Annotated in this window: 1 pseudogene; it reads left to right on the plus strand. The window is 66.1% G+C overall.

The features are described from left to right. Positions 1-290, plus strand: a pseudogene (locus tag M2D63_RS25595) (extracellular solute-binding protein); the annotation flags it as partial. Positions 291-333: the final 43 nt, after the last annotated feature.

Here is a 333-nt window from a genome sequence, read left to right on the forward strand (position 1 = left end):
CCTGGTCCGGCGACTACGCCACCGCCCAGGCCCGCGCCGTCGAGGCGAAGAAGGACCTCATCCTGGCGTGCTTCATCCCCGACGAAGGCTCGCTGATCTGGTTCGACAACCTCTACCTGCCCAAGGACGCCCCGCACGCGGCCACCGCCCACCGTTTCATCGAATTCCTGCTGCAGCCGCAGACCATGGCCAAGGTGACCAACTACATCCACTCCGCCATCAGCAACGCGGCGGCCACCGCTCTGGTGGAGCGCGAGATCCGTGACGACCCGGAGATCTACCCCGATGACTAGACCCGCGGGCGTCTGTTCGCCCAGAAGACCCAGGAGACGA

This window comes from Pseudomonas sp. BJa5 (assembly GCF_030272875.2).
GTDB lineage: Bacteria > Pseudomonadota > Gammaproteobacteria > Pseudomonadales > Pseudomonadaceae > Aquipseudomonas.